General features: G+C 46.1%; 17 protein-coding genes. 11 read left to right on the top strand and 6 right to left on the bottom strand.

From position 1 onward, the window contains the following. Positions 1 to 312: 312 nt before the first annotated feature. The 3 genes from H6G03_RS20865 to H6G03_RS20855 all read right to left on the bottom strand — a co-directional run bounded on the left by H6G03_RS20865 (position 313) and on the right by H6G03_RS20855 (position 1,869). A complete protein-coding gene (locus tag H6G03_RS20865; protein WP_190467763.1) occupies positions 313 to 735 on the bottom strand; it encodes a hypothetical protein in 423 nt (140 codons plus the stop codon). 52 nt (positions 736 to 787) lie between these two features. Continuing rightward, positions 788 to 1,447, bottom strand: a complete 660-nt coding sequence (locus H6G03_RS20860) for a M15 family metallopeptidase (RefSeq protein ID WP_322111945.1) — start codon at positions 1,445 to 1,447, stop codon at positions 788 to 790. A gap of 119 nt (positions 1,448 to 1,566) precedes the next feature. Further along, positions 1,567 to 1,869, bottom strand: a complete 303-nt coding sequence (locus H6G03_RS20855; protein ID WP_190467758.1) for an ArsR/SmtB family transcription factor — start codon at positions 1,867 to 1,869, stop codon at positions 1,567 to 1,569. Positions 1,870 to 2,113: 244 nt separating this feature from the next. Here H6G03_RS20855 and trxA point away from each other — a divergent pair, with 244 nt between their 5' ends. Both trxA and H6G03_RS20845 read left to right on the top strand, forming a co-directional pair. Continuing rightward, the gene (gene trxA, locus H6G03_RS20850) at positions 2,114 to 2,473 is read left to right on the top strand and encodes a thioredoxin (RefSeq protein WP_190467755.1); all 360 of its coding nucleotides are present in this window, start codon (positions 2,114 to 2,116) and stop codon (positions 2,471 to 2,473) included. Positions 2,474 to 2,627: 154 nt separating this feature from the next. Then, the gene (locus H6G03_RS20845; RefSeq protein ID WP_199315399.1) at positions 2,628 to 3,734 is read left to right on the top strand and encodes an alkene reductase; all 1,107 of its coding nucleotides are present in this window, start codon (positions 2,628 to 2,630) and stop codon (positions 3,732 to 3,734) included. Positions 3,735 to 3,842: 108 nt separating this feature from the next. Here H6G03_RS20845 and H6G03_RS20840 read toward each other — a convergent pair whose 3' ends face one another. The 3 genes from H6G03_RS20840 to pdxA form a co-directional block, all read right to left on the bottom strand. Beyond that, the gene (locus tag H6G03_RS20840) at positions 3,843 to 5,123 is read right to left on the bottom strand and encodes a glycosyltransferase (RefSeq protein ID WP_190467752.1); all 1,281 of its coding nucleotides are present in this window, start codon (positions 5,121 to 5,123) and stop codon (positions 3,843 to 3,845) included. 47 nt (positions 5,124 to 5,170) lie between these two features. Continuing rightward, positions 5,171 to 6,037, bottom strand: coding sequence for a phosphodiester glycosidase family protein (locus H6G03_RS20835; protein ID WP_190467750.1), 867 nt, complete (start codon positions 6,035 to 6,037; stop codon positions 5,171 to 5,173). A gap of 316 nt (positions 6,038 to 6,353) precedes the next feature. Further along, positions 6,354 to 7,454, bottom strand: a complete 1,101-nt coding sequence (gene pdxA / locus H6G03_RS20830; protein ID WP_242056775.1) for a 4-hydroxythreonine-4-phosphate dehydrogenase PdxA — start codon at positions 7,452 to 7,454, stop codon at positions 6,354 to 6,356. 169 nt (positions 7,455 to 7,623) lie between these two features. Between pdxA and petM the strand changes: the two genes are divergently transcribed. The 9 genes from petM (at position 7,624) to H6G03_RS20785 (ending at position 14,478) form a co-directional block, all read left to right on the top strand. Next, positions 7,624 to 7,728, top strand: coding sequence for a cytochrome b6-f complex subunit PetM (gene petM, locus H6G03_RS20825; RefSeq protein ID WP_190467747.1), 105 nt, complete (start codon positions 7,624 to 7,626; stop codon positions 7,726 to 7,728). Positions 7,729 to 7,916: 188 nt separating this feature from the next. Then, positions 7,917 to 8,891, top strand: a complete 975-nt coding sequence (locus H6G03_RS20820) for an SDR family oxidoreductase (RefSeq protein ID WP_190467744.1) — start codon at positions 7,917 to 7,919, stop codon at positions 8,889 to 8,891. 185 nt (positions 8,892 to 9,076) lie between these two features. After that, the gene (locus H6G03_RS20815) at positions 9,077 to 9,994 is read left to right on the top strand and encodes an NAD(+) kinase (RefSeq protein ID WP_190467741.1); all 918 of its coding nucleotides are present in this window, start codon (positions 9,077 to 9,079) and stop codon (positions 9,992 to 9,994) included. Positions 9,995 to 10,064: 70 nt separating this feature from the next. Continuing rightward, positions 10,065 to 11,045 (top strand): S1 family peptidase, encoded by a 981-nt coding sequence (locus tag H6G03_RS20810; RefSeq protein ID WP_190467738.1) that lies wholly within the window; start codon positions 10,065 to 10,067, stop codon positions 11,043 to 11,045. Positions 11,046 to 11,125: 80 nt separating this feature from the next. Next, positions 11,126 to 11,821, top strand: a complete 696-nt coding sequence (nblR, locus tag H6G03_RS20805) for a response regulator transcription factor NblR (RefSeq protein WP_190467837.1) — start codon at positions 11,126 to 11,128, stop codon at positions 11,819 to 11,821. 87 nt (positions 11,822 to 11,908) lie between these two features. Beyond that, positions 11,909 to 12,481: a DUF192 domain-containing protein gene (locus tag H6G03_RS20800; RefSeq protein WP_407650754.1), complete on the top strand. Its 573-nt coding sequence runs from the start codon at positions 11,909 to 11,911 to the stop codon at positions 12,479 to 12,481. A gap of 705 nt (positions 12,482 to 13,186) precedes the next feature. After that, on the top strand, positions 13,187 to 13,378 hold the full coding sequence (locus H6G03_RS20795) for a DUF2949 domain-containing protein (protein ID WP_190467735.1): 192 nt from the start codon (positions 13,187 to 13,189) through the stop codon (positions 13,376 to 13,378). 35 nt (positions 13,379 to 13,413) lie between these two features. Continuing rightward, on the top strand, positions 13,414 to 13,632 hold the full coding sequence (locus H6G03_RS20790; RefSeq protein ID WP_190467731.1) for a hypothetical protein: 219 nt from the start codon (positions 13,414 to 13,416) through the stop codon (positions 13,630 to 13,632). Between the two features lie 63 nt (positions 13,633 to 13,695). Next, the gene (locus tag H6G03_RS20785; protein ID WP_190467728.1) at positions 13,696 to 14,478 is read left to right on the top strand and encodes a DUF928 domain-containing protein; all 783 of its coding nucleotides are present in this window, start codon (positions 13,696 to 13,698) and stop codon (positions 14,476 to 14,478) included. Positions 14,479 to 14,595 lie beyond the last annotated feature (117 nt).

Raw genomic sequence — 14,595 nt, 5'->3', positions numbered from 1 at the left:
TTCGCTGTTCCGTAACCCTCTCTTACCCTCTGAAACTATTTAACTAAGCCTCTGATAAACTCGTCAAGTAATTTTACAAAACTTCACATAACTGCCTTTTTCTGTAAGTCGTCCAGAGATTTCAGAGGGTTAAGGAGTAACCCAGAAACCCAAGAAACCCGGTTTCTTTAAGAAACCGGGTTTCTGTGTGGCGAAAAGGGCTGTAACCGTACAAAGGAGGATAAAGGAGGAAAGCTCTGAGATGTATCCCACGCCAAATTCAAGATTTTGGGCCGACAATTCGTCTCATAGGATACGATCGATCGCGCCAGCTTAACGGGAGAGTGTCGCGCCCCCATTCCTGCTACAAGCAAAGTTTAACAACCTTTCTTGCAGACCAGTCGCCGGATGCCAAGAATCGCTGACAGCTTGGTAAACAATCTTATTTTCCGACTCAAATTCACCCTGGAACTGGACAAGCAATTGCTGATTTGTACAATTGCCTTGAAGTCGGTAATATTGAGCTTCCGGACTAGCTACTTCAAAAACTATAGTCTCACCCTCACGAACTAACCGATTGATATTCATGTACCACGGAAATTGTGTCAGATATGGATTTGCTGTAGATAACTGAATCGCAGTTCCTGGCACTTCTACCCATGCAAATTGTCTGTTTGCTTCAACAGTCGGTTTAGCTTTGGCTGACTGTGCAATTAAGAGAGAAACTGCTGCTATTAAAATAGAAAACCTTTTCACGATCTTCTACTCCCTAAATATCAAATTATGAAAGTACAAACAAAAAGCCGAATTACTTTGGAATCGATTCTAAAGGTATATCGAGAATTTCGTACTTTTGCCAACCAACTGCATCGAAATGCCACCATTCTTTTGACAGAGGTATAAACCCTCGTTTTTGCATCGCTTGTTCCAGCAAAACACGATTTTCGATCGCTTGGGCGCTGGCACCTCTGTATTTCCTATGCGCTCGCGGTGTAAAATTATCGAATTCGGTCGGCATTTCTAATTCTTGACCATTGCGATCGACCAGCGTTAAGTCTACTGCTGCACCGCGATTGTGCTTTGACCCCCTTCTCGGATTCGCCACATAAGGACGCGCTGACGGGATTTTCCACATAAGCTTTTGTACTGATAGCGGTCTGTAACAATCATAAACTTTCAAACCCAAGCCCTGTTTCTCCAAATCTTCTTGAACTTTTGATAGTTTTAGCGCTACTTCCCTCCTCAGCAAGCATCGCGCCACCTTGTAGAGTTTTGTTTTGGTGAAATTATTTTCTGTAGCATAACGGATGTCTTGCACTATGTTGCTATTAATAGTCTCCATATCAACCAATTCGGCGTTATTTGTTTTTTGAGAATTCGGAACTTTTGCTTGTGGCGTTGGACTCGGTTTTGGGGGAGCGTCAAGATTAACGCTGGGTGTATTTTTTACTGTGGGGGTTGGACTCACACTTGCAGTATTCGTTGTCGGCTCGAACTTCTGACACGCAAAAAATAAAGCCACTAATACAGTAATGGTTATAAATTTTACCCATCTCTTCATATAAAGAAATTCGCTCCCGGTTTGTTTTATAAATCCACCTCTTGCATATTATCCGCAAGTCCTTTCAAACTACCCAAGCAATCAACCAGTAGCTCGCGATTGAGCGAATTGTACTTGGTTTGGCCATCTTTTCGCGTTTGGAGTAACCCCGCCTCGGTCAACGTCCTGGAGTGGTGACAAAACAGCGCCAGACTAATCCCCACTTGATTGGCTATCTCGGAACTGGCGATCTCCTCACGCTCAGCAAGCATCTCCACGATCCGCAATCTTGTCGGATCTGAGAGAGCTGCAAAGATTTTAGCGCGTTGTTCGATGTCATTTTTGGCCATGAGAGAGGTTGCGATCGCCTCAGATCTGTCCTTGTTATTTGTGTTCGGTTTCGATCGTCCTACCTCTATCTTACGTCTGTTTGGGACTTTGTTAAATACTTAAATAACCACTTGACTTTCTGGAAAAACCCATTTAACATAAAAGTTAAATGGTTGTTTAACTACTGAACTGTGGCTGGATCGATCCGGACGTCTCCACGACCGGAGAGTCGCTGCAAAAAACAAGGAAAGGAGGCTTTTACCCATGTCTGACAACTCCAAATACGTCACCCTGACAGATGACAATTTTCAGAGCGAAGTCCTTGCCAGCGCGGTTCCAGTTGTTGTAGATTTCTGGGCTCCTTGGTGCGGGCCATGTCGAGTCATCGGGCCATCGATCGCAGAATTGGCAGCTGATTTTGAAGGTCAAGCCAAGGTGGGCAAGTTGAATGTCGATCGGTGCGATCGCACCGCCAAAGAGTACAACATCCAAGCTATTCCAACTTTGCTCTTTTTCAAAGATGGTCAAGTTGTCGATCGCCTGACTGGTGTAACTCCAAAGCAAGCGCTTGCCGACAAAATCAACGCCCTACTTCAGGAAAAAAGCTTAATAGCTAATGGCTAATTGATGATAGTTCATAGTTCATAGCCTATGAAGTAAATCAACCCGGTTTCTTAGCAAAATTTTGGGTTTAACACTTAAAAAATTATGCAGAAACCGGCTTTCTCTCCCTGTCGTGCGTACATCCAGAACAAATTACCAAATGGAGATGCAATCGATGATCGCGAACGTCAATCTTTTTACACCATTTAAACTCGGTCGTTACGAACTGCCAAACCGAATTGTCATGGCTCCCTTAACGCGGATGCGTGCTGGTGCGGGAAACGTTCCAACTTCTTTAAATGCTACTTATTACGTACAAAGAGTTTCGGCTGGCTTAATTATTGCCGAAGCAACTCAAATTTCTCCTGAAGGCGCTGGATATCCCAACACTCCAGGTATTTATTCAGCAGAACAAGTTGCCGGGTGGCGACTGGTAACAGATGCAGTCCACGCTCATGGGGGACGCATTTTTTTGCAACTTTGGCACGTCGGACGAATTTCTCACCCATCCCTACAACCGGGGGGAGAACTGCCAGTTGCACCAAGCGCGATCGCACCCGAAGGCGAAGCAATTACCCACGATGGGCCAAAACCTTTCGTAACGCCACGTGCATTAGAAACAGCAGAAATTCCCGGAATTGTCGAACAATATCGTCAAGCAGCAGAAAACGCACTCGCCGCTGGTTTTGACGGCGTAGAAATCCACAGCGCCAATGGTTATCTGCTCGATCAATTTTTACAAGATGGTACAAACAAACGCACAGACAAATATGGCGGTTCGATTGAAAATCGCGCTCGTTTGCTATTAGAAGTAACAGAAGCGGTTGTGAGCGTTTGGGGTGGCGATCGCGTCGGCGTGCGTCTCTCCCCCAGCGGTACATTCGGTAGTATGCACGATTCCAACCGCGAGGCATTATTCACCTATGTAGTTTCTGCCCTCAACCGCTTTAACCTCGGTTATCTTCACATTGTCGAACCCAGGATTAATGGAAATATCACTGTTGAAGATCGCGTCTCAAATTTAAACACCAGATATTTCCGTGCCATTTTTAACGGTACCCTGATGACAGCAGGCGGTTACGATCGGGAAGAAGGAAATGCTGTTTTGGCTGCTGGCGATGCAGATTTAGTTGCTTACGGTCGATTATTTATCGCCAATCCAGATTTACCAGAGCGTTTTGCGCTCAATGCACCTTTAAACAAGCCCGATCGATCGACTTTTTACGGTGGAAACGCTTCGGGATATATCGATTACCCAACTCTTGCACTACAGACTGCATAGAATTGCTGATTTGTAATGGGTAAATGCTGAAAATTACAGATCGTTACCCATTACTCCTAATCGATTGAGATTTTCCATTTGCCGCCCAATACTTTTAGTGTAGTTTGGTCATCGATTGACAAGCCCACGTTTTTCGATTTCCTTCACGACAGCAACTGCATTTGCAATTCCATCTTCAGCTTGGATTTTCGCCCCCAGATTAGCTGCACGTTGACGCATTGTGCGATCGCTCACCGCCTGTTGAATCGCTTGTGCAAGTCGTTCAACTGTTAGTAGCTTACGTGGAATCGGTGCTGGCCCAACACCTAATTCCGCTACGCGCTGCCCCCAAAAGGTCTGATCGCCAAAGAATGGAATCACAATCGAAGGAACACCTGCCCTGAGACTGGCGGCTGTTGTACCAGCACCGCCATGATGTACGATCGCTGCAACACGGGGAAACAACCAGGAATGAGGTACAGAATCCACAATAAAAACCGTATCCGGTAAATTTTCTGCACGCAAACCATCCCAGCCTGAGAGTAATATGGCACGTTGTTGAGTTCTTGCCAGAGCTTGTAAAACGAGATCGGCAGTTTCTTCCGGCTTTCGATTGCTCATACTGCCAAACCCAATATAAACAGGAGGCGAACCGTTTTGCAGAAACTCCATCAAAGCTGAAGATGGAGTCCAATCAGATGCTGAATCTAAAAACCAATAACCGGTAACATGAGTATTGCCATCCCAATCAGACGGTTTGGGTATCACTGATGAACTCAAACCGTAGAGAATGGGAGAATTATGCAAACTAGGAGAATTGTATGGCCCCCAAAACGGGGCTGTCGGTAAGTCCAGCACCTGCTGTCGCGCTAAGTTATCGGCTGTGCGAAATCCCTGCCATAGTATTTGTCGAATTAAATGATGAGATAATCGATTCACAGCACCTCCCAGTTTGGATAGGGACTGAGGAAATAAAACACCGGGAAAAGCTTTTGTGGCTGTAAAAGGAACGACGTAAGCTTGAATCAATGGCAGCGCCAGTTTCTCTGCCAGGGAGATAGCAAGATAGAGTCCTCCAATACCAGCAATCAGCAGATCTATTCCCTGACAGGCAGCTAAACCTTCCTCAGCTAAATTAATAGTTGTGCGTTGAGCTTCTTTTGCTGTCCGTGAGGTAATGGCAAGAAAATTCCCTTTCTCCAAAAGCTCGCGCATTTCTTTGCTTTCGATAATTTCTTGCACATTACCCTTGACAGGCCAAAATTCTAGTCCGCAGGAACTGACTAGCATTTCAAAGTTTTTATATGTTATTAATCGCACGACATGACCGGCTTCTTTTAAGCCTTTTCCCAAAGCAACATAAGGTTGAACATCTCCTCGACTTCCCAGTGCAATAATCAAAATGTGCATATATGACCGCTCCCTTTCGGTATGATTGGTGTGATGTTTTAAGGCAATTAGTGCGGCTTGGGTGCGCTTACCACGCCAAGCATTTGGGGAATTGTTCTTGGAGATGTAATATAACTTTCTCCCTCACAAATTAATTGTGTAGAACCGCCCCCATCTAACATGATTACTTTATCAGCCCCAAAACTTCTGAGCGTCTCAGTTGCGTGTGCTTGAGTCGCCGCTGTAGAGTTAAAAATTAAAACTGTTTCGTAAGTGCCGTTAGAGTCGCGATCTTTAACGCCTACAAATGTCCTACCAACTTCTTTGTTGATAGATTTATCGGCATTTTCATGCAATCCTACAATCAAATTTGGTGCGGCAGATGAGTAAAGAGAGCTTCTGCCGTTGAAGGTTGTTATGTCGGCGCGATCGCTATTTATTTCCAACATTAACTTTTCTGTGGGATATTCACTTTCTCCCGCATATCCATCGCTGATAACTTTGCCATTAACTTTCACTGGAAAGGCTAAATTTGTGGCAGGTTGGCTGTTAGTGCTGAAGAATTGACCGTTAGTTATACAAAAAGCATTTGGATTGGATGAATTTAAATTTAACCATGCTTGGTTGAGAGTTTGGCGTTGCATTTGCGGGTCGTCTCCTCCGTAAGCACCTTGCTTTTTACCAGCATTGGTAATATCTCCATTCAGCAATTTAACAGATGCACCTTTGCTCAAATCAACTATTTGTACATATTCTGTATTTTTTTGGTAAAGCGTAACTCCTTTAGTAGTTTTAACTGCATCAAATCCAGGCGGAATTACAGAAGGGGTAGAAATTTGCTCTGACGCGCTTAGTATGTTATTGGAGCAAAGGTACGCAAAGAAAAGAGAAATAAAAATTTGCTGTTTTAGGTTTATAGTAAAAAATGTTTGCATTTGCATTTGTTACAGATAAGCGCGAGCGATGCGTGACGGCACCGTAAATTAATTATATGATGTCCGGTAGCATCGGTTGCATAAAAAAATCGCGTTCTTATCTGCGTTTATCTGCGTTTATCTGCCTAATCTGCGGTAAAATTTTCACCCCTAATTCCCACAGACAATATTTCGCTTCACTCATGTACTACCGATGCAACCGGACACTATATTATTGCTTTTTCGGAGAATCGATCGCCCGTGTCTAACCCACCCTACTGTTTAGCATAAGAAATCCGTAATATCCGTATAAAACAAAGCTAATCTTTTTTGTCGATCAAACTTTTCCATTTACCCTCTGATTTGCCAATTCAACTGCTAACCGCAATGCTGCTTTCATACTGGTAGCATCGGCAATACCCTTACCCGCAATATCAAACGCCGTGCCGTGATCCGGGGAAGTACGGATAAATGGCAAACCGATGGTAGTATTTACAGCCCGATCGAATGCCATTAACTTGACCGGAATCAATCCTTGATCGTGGTACAAAGCTAAATAACCATCAGCCGCAGGTACTTTTTCCCCTTTGCCAAACCAAGCTTGACCCGGTTTCACCCACATGGTATCCGGCGGCACAGGGCCATCTAGAATTGTCTCAGGTCTGCTCTTGCGTTCTTCCTCCAACCAGGGAATTAACCAATCCAGTTCTTCCCGTCCCAATTGTCCCTGTTCGCCACTGTGGGGGTTTAATCCAGCAATGACAATTCTCGGTTTTGCGATCGCAAAATCTTGTCGCAAGCACTCCACCAGCAAATCCAGTTTCGCACTCATCAACTGCGGTGTCAGAGTATCGGCTACTTGACGCAGAGGAATATGTGTGGTAACGAGTAGAGTGCGAAGAGTCCAATCGGTGTGAGGCGATTGCGCGACAAACAACATCCCGAACCGCCGCACGCCAGCCCGTTCTGCCAATAGTTCTGTCTGACCGGGATAATCGTAACCAGCAGCTTTCCATGCCGATTTAGCGATCGGCCCAGTGACAATAGCGTCAAACTCACCGGAAAGAGTGTGTGCGATCGCAGTTTCCATATAAGCAAAACTCGCCGCACCGCTAGCAGCATTACCACTTCCAGCGGCAATCTTACCCAAATCCGCATCCAAATCCACATTTAGGATCGATAAATCGGCTGTATTTGCCAAAATCTGCCTACATTCAGCCGAATCAGACAAATTAAGATAAATTTTTTCTAGTAGCGATCGACTGCCCACCACCGTAATATCGCAATCTTGGACAACTTCTGGATCTGCCAGCGCCTTCAGAATCACCTCCGGCCCAATGCCAGCCGGATCTCCCAGAGTGACAGCCAAGCGGGGACGCCGACGATCGTCTTTGAGCTTAACAGACATTTGCTCAGACAAATTTTTTCCAGCTTTCATTTTGCCTGCCTTGCACCTGGGTATCTAACATAAAACGTCAAACTACCTTTGCGAGTCTGACGCGCTTAATGATAATTTATCCCCAGTCTAATTTTTTACGACACTGGTATGAGGTGACCGATCGTCATCCCAGCGAACTCGATCGACATAGCAAAGGAGCATTTTACCAATGAGCGGCGAAATTTTCAATGCAGCTATTTTATCCGCCTCCCTCGTCCTTGTGGGTTTAGCGATGGGCTTTGTCCTCTTAAAAATCCAAGGAGTTGAGAAATAGAGGGAATAGGGAATAGGGGCTAGGGGCTAGGGGAAGAGAAACGGGAGAGCGGGAGAGCGGGAGAACGGGAGAATAAATCTATTCCCTATTCCCTATCCCCTCTCCCCTATTCCCTAACCCCTAACCTCTAACCCCTGAATTCTGATAATATCTTAGAGAAACATTAAGATTCATTACTAAATTTCTGGATGAGCTTATTAATCGTCGGTTCCACAGGCACCTTAGGAAGACAGGTAGCCCGTCGCGCCCTAGATGAGGGACATGAAGTACGCTGCTTAGTCCGCAGTTTCAAGAAAGCGGCCTTTTTAAAAGAATGGGGCGCTCAACTCGTGTCTGGGGACTTGTGCGATCCTCAAAGCCTACCGCCTGCATTGGAAGGCGTCACAGCAATTATCGATGCTGCCACTGCCCGACCCACAGATTCCCTGAGCATCAAACAGGTAGACTGGCAAGGGAAGGTAGCCCTGATCCAAGCCGCCAAAGCCGCCGGAATAGAGCGTTATATATTCTTTTCGATTCTGGATGCAGAAAAATATCCTGACGTACCCCTGATGGATATCAAGCGATGTACGGAACTGTTTCTGGCAGAATCCGGTTTAAAGTATACTATTCTGCGACCCTGCGGCTTTATGCAAGGGTTAATCGGACAGTACGCCGTTCCCATCTTGGAAAAACAAGCAATTTGGGTAACAACCCAAACTACTGCTGTCGCTTACATGGACACCCAGGACGTGGCTAAGTTCGCCGTTCGCGCCCTCTCCGTTCCCGAAACGGAAAAAGGTACTTTTCCGGTAGTAGGCACACGAGCGTGGGGTGCTGATGAAATAATTAACTTGTGCGAACGCTTGTCTGGGAAAGAAGCAAAAGTAACCCGCCTACCCCTGGGGTTATTGCGTACTACTCGCCAAATCGCCAGGTTTTTTCAGTGGGGCTGGAATTTAGCCGATCGCCTATCCTTCGCAGAAGTTTTGGCCTCGGATAAACCCCTTACCGCTTCAATGGAAGAAGTATATACTGTATTCGGTCTCGACCCCCAAGAAACCACAACCCTGGAAGCGTACCTCCAAGATTACTTCAGTCGAATTTTGAAGAAGCTGAAAGAATTGGATTATGAACAAGCTAAAACTAAAAAGAAATCAAAAAAAAGAGCATTAAGATTTTAAACGAACGGTATGAAGACAAAGATAATTTTCCCAAGTTGCTGATAGGTTTATTGTTACGGGTTCGTGGCGTAACAGCAACGCATCCCTAACCATTAGCCATCAGCAGCCCTCTTAACTAGAGTGACGTTCGTTTTCAACTCCTTTTTCAATACATCAACTTTCAATCCGAAGCTGGACTTCTTTGCGTGCCCAAAGTTGGGATTATATACAACGACGTTAAACCTGTAGCTTGTCGCCTTGCTACAGAGTTAAAAAACGATTTGACTGCTGCTGGTTGGGATGTCTTAATGGCGACTGGTGCAGGCGGTATTCTGGGCTACTCGCGTCCCGAAGGCCCAATTTGCCACACGCCGATCGAAATGCTAACACCTCCAGATTTCGACGAGGAAATCACCTTTGCAGTGGTGTTAGGCGGAGACGGCACAGTTCTGGCGGCATTTCGTCAGATCGCACCCCTCGGCATACCCCTGCTGACTGTCAATACCGGTCACATGGGGTTTCTCACAGAGACTTACGTCAACCAATTGCCGCAAGCGATCGAAAAGATTCTCGTCGGTGAATACGAAATTGAAGAGCGAACCATGCTGACGGTGCGCGTGTTACGGGAAGAAACCGTTTTGTGGGAGGCGCTTTGCCTCAACGAAATGGTCATTCACCGAGAACCGCTCACCAGTATGTGCCATTTTGAAATACAGGTAGGCAGGCACGCAGCGATCGACATTGCCGCAGATGGGGTGATTCTCTCCACTCCTACAGGTTCGACAGCCTACGCTCTCAGTGCCGGTGGCCCGGTGATTACGCCCGGTGTACAGGTCTTGCAATTAGTGCCGATCTGCCCTCATTCTATGGCTTCCCGCGCATTGGTATTCGCTAACAGCGATCCGGTGACAATTTATCCAGTTAATCTGGAACGCTTGGTAATGGTAGTTGATGGAAATGCCGGGTGCTACATCCTACCAAGCGATCGCGTCCGGGTAGAGCGATCGCGCTACCGGGCCCGCTTCATCCGCTTACAACCGCCGGAATTTTTCCGCATTCTGCGAGAAAAATTAGGCTGGGGTCTACCCCACATTGCCAAACCTACTTCTGTCGAGCTCCCTTAGCCAAATTTTAGATTTTAGATTTTAGATTGGATCTGGAACCTAAAATCTAAAACCATAAGGAAGTATCATCATGAAAAAAAGATTGTGGGTTTTGTTATACAGTGTAGTTTGCAGTCTTTTTTTTGTATTGCTTTGTCAAGCACAACTACCCTCTCAGCAAATAGATGCGGTCGGAATTGTACTTTTAAACCCACAGGGACAGAAGAGATTTGAGCCGATCGGTTCCGCTGTCTATCTCGGAGAGGGAATTGCGCTCACCAATTGGCACATAGCCACTAATGCCGCACTCCTAATTTTGCAAGGAATCGATGTAAAAACCGAAGACCAACTGCTCAGCTATCAGATTAACCGCACTGACAATGCGCGAATTAATGATTGGATTTGTTTGGTTGCACCAAATGCCGATCGACTCAACCGCGATCGCAAGCCATACAGAATCAGCGCTACAAATACCGAAGGCTGTATTCCCTACAACCTAACGCAATGGCAGGCATTTCGGCCATCACAACCGCAACCCTCATCCTTGAGTCCCACCGTACCGATGAAGCAACTGCTGTTTCTAGACCGCGACCTGGAAGTAGCAGTTGTGAAACTAGATACTCACCAATTCGATCGCATCGACCTCTCACCCCCCTGTCTGGAAAGTAAACCGATCGAGCGAGGCGAACAACTCACCATTAAAAGCCATGCTTACGGTCGCTATCCGGCAATAACAGTCACCGCCACCGTACAAGATAACAAACCCGCGTTGCGGATCGACCCCGATCCTCGCGTTCCCGTCGAAAATCGCTACGCTGCTATGTCGATCGTCGCTATTCTCCCTCACGGAGAAGCGGATGCCGTCGGGCCAGGTTCGTCGGGAGGGCCAGTATTCAACCGTCAAGGCAGGCTCGTTGGGCTAGTATGGACAGGACAAGACCTTCCTGATGGTACTAAAGAAGTTTGGATTACACCAACATCAGTTTGGTTACCTCAACTTCAGCAGGCGGGTATACCAGACGAGAATTTACGCACAGTTTTAAATGCGTCTTGTCCAGTTAGATTGTCCTAAAACATATGAAAGCGAATATTCGATCGGGTATTATTACTCATAAGAGCAAGCCCCACAGCGATCGCCTATCTTCTGCCTATATGAGTAACGTTACCCTCAACCAAAATCCTCGCGTCTTGGTGATCGAAACCGACGAAACTCTAGCACAAAACGTCAGCATCGATCTCAGAGAATCAGGTTACGAAGCTGTCATAGCTTACGATGCCACAATCGGTCTGCTACGAGCCAAGGAACTGGAACCCGATTTGATCGTCGTAGACCGAATGTTAGCAGGAGAATCCGGGCTGAGTTTATGTCAAAATCTCAGGCGTGCGGGAAATCGATCGCCCGTGTTGCTGCTGATGGCTCGCGATGCGGTCGATGACCGGGTGGCTTGTCTGGAAGCAGGAGCGGATGATTATTTTCTCAAGCCTTACCGAACGGAAACGTTTTTGAAGTTAGTGCGTTTCTATCTCCAGCCAGAAAAAGACGGCTCCGAACAGTTACGCTTTGGCGACCTGGCTTTGGATCTGGGTACTCGCAGAGCCCTACGCAACGGACGGACGATCGATCTGACGATGAAGGAATACGAGCTGCTCAAGTATCTCATGGAACATCCCCGCGAAGTCTTGACCCGCGAACAAATTCTCGAAAATGTCTGGGGCGACGACTTTATGGGTGAATCTAATGTCATTGAAGTTTATATTCGTTATTTGCGTCTCAAAATAGAAGATGAAGGCGAAAAACGCTTGATTCAGACTGTGCGAGGTGTTGGCTACGTTTTGCGAGAAACTTGAAAGGAGGGGTTAGGGGCTAGGGGTTAGGGGCTAGGGGAAGAGGAAAGGGAAGAGGGAAGGGAAGAGTTAGTAAGGAGCGATCGCTAAGTGATTTTACGAAGAAATTGGTTGGGAGTGCTGCTGTTGATTTTGGTCATGGGTTGTTCGCCGTTGGGGCCAGCAACTTCTGCCGCACAGCAGTCGGTTGTCACAGAACAAGTAACGTCGCAACCTACAGATAGCAAGGAATCGCAGACAGATTTGAGCCAAATGCTGCCAGTTTCAGCTACAGCTAAGATGGGAGAAGAGGTAATCGAGCTGGAAGTAACTCGCACCCCGGAACAACAAGCGATGGGTTTGATGTACCGCACCGCTTTGCCAGATAACCGGGGAATGCTGTTTGAGTTTCAGCCCGCGCAAACCGTCAGCTTTTGGATGAAGAATGTCAAAATTCCACTGGATATGGTTTTTTTGCGGGAAGGAGTTATCAAAGCGATCGCTCTCAATGTACCTCCCTGTACCAGCACTCCCTGTCCGACTTATGGCCCAAACACGCTCATAGACCGAGTGATCGAGCTGCGTGGCGGACGTGCTGCGGAACTCAAGCTCAAAGTCGGCCAGCGGGTGGAAGTTCGGTTTTTGCCACCAAACTCAGTAAATCCCAGTTTATCGCAACCATAACTTTGAAAAAGTTATCAAAGTTACTGAAAAATGTTAATATTTTTATCTATCTTGATAAACTACTGTCAGAAATTGCTAAGCTATCCAGGCAAAAGCAAGTTTGCAATGCTCTTGTCCCTGAAACGGGCAACTCCGATAGGAAGTGCTAGCTTCAGGAACCAGTAGCATCAAAGTCAAGGTGAATTACTTGTTGAATAAAAAAACTATCTTCTATCTGGGTGCAGACATGGCATTGAAGTTCTAGCAGCGTTTTTTAAACTTAGCTATATTTCTAAAAATGCCGCTATGTCTAGGTGTGAGGCATAAGTGCAACTATAAATTCTTCCCTTGTTATAGGTGAGGGTCGTTAGGGCCTTGGAGTAGGAGACAATCAACAAGAAAATATAAAACCTTGATATAAGCCGATCGGCTTAAAGTAGGGTATTGGCGCATCAAAAAGCGCTGCTTAGGTAGGGAAAAACCTTGCACTACTAAGCTTTGGGTTTAATTTTCTCGCAAATTCGACTTAGGATTTCCCTTCGCGGATTGACTGCGAAGTTTGTCTGAGAAATTATACCTAGAAGCGTTCTTTTTGCCTTTGCACCTATCTGACAAAAGAGGTATGGCAAAAAAGTACAGTGACAGCAGAAACACTGTCTATCGACTGATTAAAGTAGCAAGTTCTCTATCGCAAAATGGTGTCTTAAAGAGGAGGTGAAAGTAGGAATGGCACCTGCAACTTATTCACAATTCATTCGCTTCTTAGAAGAAGAATTAGCGATTTCGTCTGCTTCTATTTCAATTGCGTTGAAGCACCGGGAACACGATCCGGGGCCTTTACCAATGATTCTTTGGCAGTACGGTCTGGTAACCTTGGAAGAACTAGATCGAATTTATGACTGGTTGGAAACAACCTAAGTTTTAACCTATCACCAAGGAAGGAGCTGGCTTTCATGTCAGAAGAATTATCTCCCAGTGCGGAACGATCGCATGGGCTTGTCCCCTTGAGTTGTATTTTCCATCTCACCTTTGAGAGCGGGTCTGATATAGAGCCCGCTCTTTTAATTTGTGACTTTTTTTTGAATTTAATAGAAAGCAACTATAAAGTAATTGCAAACGATATTACCTGTTTGACTGTAAAAAAACCGGAAACGATATTAGAAGTGTATTAGTCATAGATAGCTGGAATAAGTTAGGCATCCAGTGTTTATTATTTCAATACAAGGTTACATATTATGGTTTGGCAACAGTCTTCCCGACATTTTGCAACTTTAACGCTCGCCCTAACTGTGGAGTTACTCACCCTGACTCCTCTGTCAACGCCAGCACAATCTCAAGGCACTTCGTCAAGCCAAAATAGTTGGGAAGTAGGCGAAACATCCGCTTATGACCCTCCACCCAATATAGGTTCGCCCACCAGAAAAGAATCAGGGGCCACCCGCAACCCCGAAACCTGTTCTAGGCGAGAAGTACGTCCCAATCCGCCCCTAACTGCGCTGATACCGAAAAACACTGACTTGGGAGTAACGGTGGCAGAACGTCCCACTTTCTTCGCCTATATTCCGCAAACTTCTGCACAAACGGCAAAGTTTGTTTTGCAAGATGAAGACGATAAACAAGTTTACTCGACAACTTTCAGTATTACCAAAGTACCCGGTGTTGTCAGCTTCCAACTTCCCGATACAGCACCGAAACTACAAAGTGGCAAAACTTATCAGTGGACTATGGCCATAGTTTGCCCGCCCAAAATTGACGGCTCTCGCGAGGAGCCTGGTGTATACGGTAAAATTTGGGTAACAAAACTGCGATCGCCCATTGCCAACGAGCTGGAGAAAGCGACACCGCGCGATCGCTTCCAATTGTACCGTCAATATAAAATTTGGCACGACGCTTTGACAACTCTAGCCGAACTGCGCCGCGCCAACCCCAACGACGCACAGTTAACAGCAGAGTGGAAACAATTATTGGCATCTGCCGAACTGAGCGAATTTGCGGAAATTCCCGTTTTCGGTCAGTGATAAAAATAGGACTTACGCAAAGAAACCGGGTTTCTGGCTTCGGCGTGCAGATGGGACAAATTCGATCGAACGGGGGAGCTGGTTCGCGCTATTGTAGAGACGTTGCACGCAATGTCT

Source organism: Aerosakkonema funiforme FACHB-1375, assembly GCF_014696265.1.
GTDB classification, from domain to species: Bacteria; Cyanobacteriota; Cyanobacteriia; order Cyanobacteriales; family Aerosakkonemataceae; genus Aerosakkonema; species Aerosakkonema funiforme_A.
Note: the sequence above shows the minus strand (reverse complement) of the source record. Positions and strands in the feature narration are given on the sequence as shown.

Excerpts from the sequence above, each read along its gene's own strand:
- H6G03_RS20855 (WP_190467758.1), bottom strand. The coding sequence starts at position 1,869 with ATGGCCAAAAATGACATCGAACAACGCGCTAAAATCTTTGCAGCTCTC.
- trxA (WP_190467755.1), top strand. The coding sequence starts at position 2,114 with ATGTCTGACAACTCCAAATACGTCACCCTGACAGATGACAATTTTCAG.
- H6G03_RS20845 (WP_199315399.1), top strand. The coding sequence starts at position 2,628 with ATGATCGCGAACGTCAATCTTTTTACACCATTTAAACTCGGTCGTTAC.
- H6G03_RS20840 (WP_190467752.1), bottom strand. The coding sequence starts at position 5,123 with ATGCACATTTTGATTATTGCACTGGGAAGTCGAGGAGATGTTCAACCT.
- H6G03_RS20835 (WP_190467750.1), bottom strand. The coding sequence starts at position 6,037 with ATGCAAACATTTTTTACTATAAACCTAAAACAGCAAATTTTTATTTCT.
- pdxA (WP_242056775.1), bottom strand. The coding sequence starts at position 7,454 with ATGAAAGCTGGAAAAAATTTGTCTGAGCAAATGTCTGTTAAGCTCAAA.
- petM (WP_190467747.1), top strand. The coding sequence starts at position 7,624 with ATGAGCGGCGAAATTTTCAATGCAGCTATTTTATCCGCCTCCCTCGTC.
- H6G03_RS20820 (WP_190467744.1), top strand. The coding sequence starts at position 7,917 with ATGAGCTTATTAATCGTCGGTTCCACAGGCACCTTAGGAAGACAGGTA.
- H6G03_RS20810 (WP_190467738.1), top strand. The coding sequence starts at position 10,065 with ATGAAAAAAAGATTGTGGGTTTTGTTATACAGTGTAGTTTGCAGTCTT.
- nblR (WP_190467837.1), top strand. The coding sequence starts at position 11,126 with ATGAGTAACGTTACCCTCAACCAAAATCCTCGCGTCTTGGTGATCGAA.
- H6G03_RS20795 (WP_190467735.1), top strand. The coding sequence starts at position 13,187 with ATGGCACCTGCAACTTATTCACAATTCATTCGCTTCTTAGAAGAAGAA.
- H6G03_RS20790 (WP_190467731.1), top strand. The coding sequence starts at position 13,414 with ATGTCAGAAGAATTATCTCCCAGTGCGGAACGATCGCATGGGCTTGTC.
- H6G03_RS20785 (WP_190467728.1), top strand. The coding sequence starts at position 13,696 with ATGGTTTGGCAACAGTCTTCCCGACATTTTGCAACTTTAACGCTCGCC.